We start from the raw sequence: 3,221 nt of genomic DNA, 5'->3' as shown, positions 1-3,221 counted from the left end.
TCTTTCAGAAAATGCACTTTCTGGACGACCCGAAACGCCGCTTGCTGGAACTGATTTTGGATCACGTATGAAGTAAATGGCCATGCGGATATGGCGAATATTTAATTATTCGATATGAGGCGAAGTGGGTTATGTTTTTGAACGAAACTTTTCACCAAGTGGTTGCGTGGATATGTAGAATAATTGCATATGGAATATGGGGGTATGCAGCCTATTCTTTGGTGAATGGATCGGTTCGACTCGCTTCGCGCTCAGTTGATCACGTAGTTTATTTTTCAAACACTCCAGTTTCGTTTATATTGGGGATCATTGCTTATATTTTCATAGGATGGATTTATATTTGGATAGCCAATAAAATTGCCGACCGATAAGAGTGTTACTGACCGTACACCGGTGGGCGCATCAGCGGGGTCAGCGACGGCACGCGCAGCATCGGCTACGCCTACGACAGCAGCGGCAACCTCGTCAGCTCCACCGACGCCACCGCCAAGGTCACCACCTTCCAGTACGATCTGCCGGGGCGGGTGACCAAGTTCTTCTACCCGAGCAACCCGTCGGTCGCCTTCGCCACCAACGTCTATGACAGCCTGGGCCGGGTGCAGACCCAGACCAACGCCGCCGGCAAACTCTACACCTACTACTTCGCCGGCTCGCGCTCGGAAGAAGTCGGGCCGGGCTCGGTCAGCAAGGTGTCCTATGTGGATGCCTTCGGCAGGGTGCTGAAGTCGGTCGATCCGCTCGGCCGCATTACCCTCAACACCTACGACGGCCAGGGCCGGCTGACGCGCAAGGAGTTCCCGGCAGGCAACGCGCTCGAGTACACCTATGATGACGCGCTGTGCGCCGCGGCCGACAAGCGCTGCACGCACAACGTCAGCCAGGTGAAGCAGTTGCCCAAGCCCGGCTCGACCTTGGCGACGCTGACCAGCAGCTTCACCTACGAGAGCGCCTTCAACAAGGTGGCCAGCGCCACCGACGCGTTGGGCAAGCTCACCACCTACTCCTACACCGCGCAAGGCAACCCGCTCACGGTCACGGCCCCGGCCGACGCGGCCGGCGTGCAGCCGCAGACCACCTACGGCTACACCGCCTACAGCGCCAGCGGCTACCCCAGCTTCTACCTGCAGACCTCGCAGACCAGCAAGATCAACGCCAGCGCCACGGTGGTCAGCACCACCGCCTACAACGCGGCCAACAAGTACGTGCCGCAGACGGTGGTGGCCGATTCGGGCACCGGCAAGCTCAACCTCACGACCACCTTCACCTTCGACGCGGTGGGCAATCTGACCCAGGTCAACGGCCCGCGCACGGACGTCACCGACACCACCACACACGCCTTTGATGCCCAGCGCCGGGTCACGCAGACGACCGACGCGCTGGGCAAGCAGACGCGCTTTGCTTATGACAACGACGGCCGGTTGATTCGCACGGCAGCCCAGCTCGGCAGCCAGTGGCTGGTCAGTTGCAGCACCTACACCACCACCGGCAAGCTGCTCAAGAGCTGGGGGCCGGCGCTGACCAGTGCGGCGACCACGTGCCCGACGGCCGCTGCCCCGGTGGCGGTCACCGACTACGCCTACGACGACCTCGATCGCCTGATCCGCGTCACCGAGAACCTGACCTCGGCCCAGGGCGGCAACCGGGTCACCGAGACGGTGTACAACGCCGACGACAGCGTGCAAAGCGTCAAGCGCGCGGTGGGTTCGGCACTCGCCCAGACCTATGCGGCCTACACCTATAACGACAACGGCCTGCCGCTGACGCTGACCGATGCCAAGAACAACCGGACGACCTACGAATACGACGGCCACGACCGGCGCGTGAAACTGCGCTACCCGCACCCGAGCACTGTCAACACCTCGTCGACGAGCGACTACGAGCAATTCACCTACGATGCGGTCGGCAACGTCACCAAACACCGCAAGCGCAGCGGCCAGAACGTCACGCTCGCCTACGACAACCTGCACCGCCTGATCAGCCGTACTTACCCGACTGCGGCGGACAACGTTGCCTTCGCCTACGACCTGCTGGGCCGGCGCACGCAGACGAAGTTCGCCAACAACAGCCACACCGTGGACTATGTGTGGGATGCGGCCGGGCGGCTCACCAGCACCACGGCCGGGGCGAAGACGCTGGCCTACCAGTACGACCCGGCCGGTAACCGCACGCGCACCACGTGGCCGGAGACCGCGTTCTACGTCACCACCACCTACGATGCGCTGAACCGCCCGACGGCGATCAAGGAGCTGGGCAGCACCAACCTGGCCACCTACGCCTACGACGACCTGTCGCGCCGTACCACGGTGACGCTGGGCAACGGCACCACGACCACTTACGGCTACGGTGCGCAGGGCGCACTCTCCAGCTTGGCGCACAACCTGGCCGGTACGGCGCAGGACCAGACCACCAGCTACACCCGCAACCAGGTGCAGGAGATCGTGGGCCAGAGCTGGACGAACGACCTGTACCAATGGGCAGGCTACGCCAACGGTACCCAGAGCTACACGGTCAACGGCCGGAATCAGTACACCGCAGCCGCGGGTTCGACGCTGACCTACGACAACAAGGGAAACCTGAAGAGCGACGGGGTGTGGACCTACGTCTACGATGTCGACAACAAGCTGAAGAGTGCCAACAAGAGCGGCTACGCCGCGACGCTGGCCTACGACGCGGAAGGTCGGCTGCGCCGCACGACGCTGGCGGGCACGGTGACCGACCTGCTCTACGACGGTGTCGATCTGGTGGCCGAGTACGACAGCGCGGGCACGCTGCTGCGCCGCTACGTGCATGGCCCCGGGGTGGATGAAGCGCTGGTGTGGTACGAAGGCACGACCACGACTGACAAGACGTGGTTGTATGCTGATCATCTGGGCAGCATCGTGGCTGCGGCCAACAGCGGGGGCACGAACACGGCGATCTACCGTTATGGCCCGTATGGGGAGCCGGACACGACCACGGGGGTGCGTTTCCGTTACACGGGGCAGCAGTACCTGGGTGGGCTGAACCTGTATTACTACAAGGCACGGTTCTACTCGCCGAGCCTGGGCCGCTTCCTGCAGACCGATCCGATCGGGACCCGAGATGACCTGAATCTGTATGCGTATGTGGGGAACAATCCGGTCAACTTCAATGATCCGACGGGGTTGGTGAAGGCTGAAACAGTTCTGGCAATGAAGAACTTCAGCGGTGGCTTCTTCGATACCCGAAGTGTGATGCAGGAG

At 62.1% G+C, this 3,221-nt stretch carries 1 protein-coding gene; it reads left to right on the top strand.

Annotation, left to right across the window (positions count from 1 at the left end):
- Positions 1-401: 401 nt before the first annotated feature.
- Positions 402-3,221: RHS repeat-associated core domain-containing protein (locus TBU01S_RS22495; protein ID WP_500799069.1), on the top strand; the 2,820-nt coding region annotated here is incomplete at its 3' end.

It is taken from the genome of Thauera butanivorans NBRC 103042 (assembly GCF_001591165.1).
GTDB lineage: Bacteria > Pseudomonadota > Gammaproteobacteria > Burkholderiales > Rhodocyclaceae > Thauera > Thauera butanivorans.
This window is presented reverse-complemented; position numbering and strand designations above follow the sequence as displayed.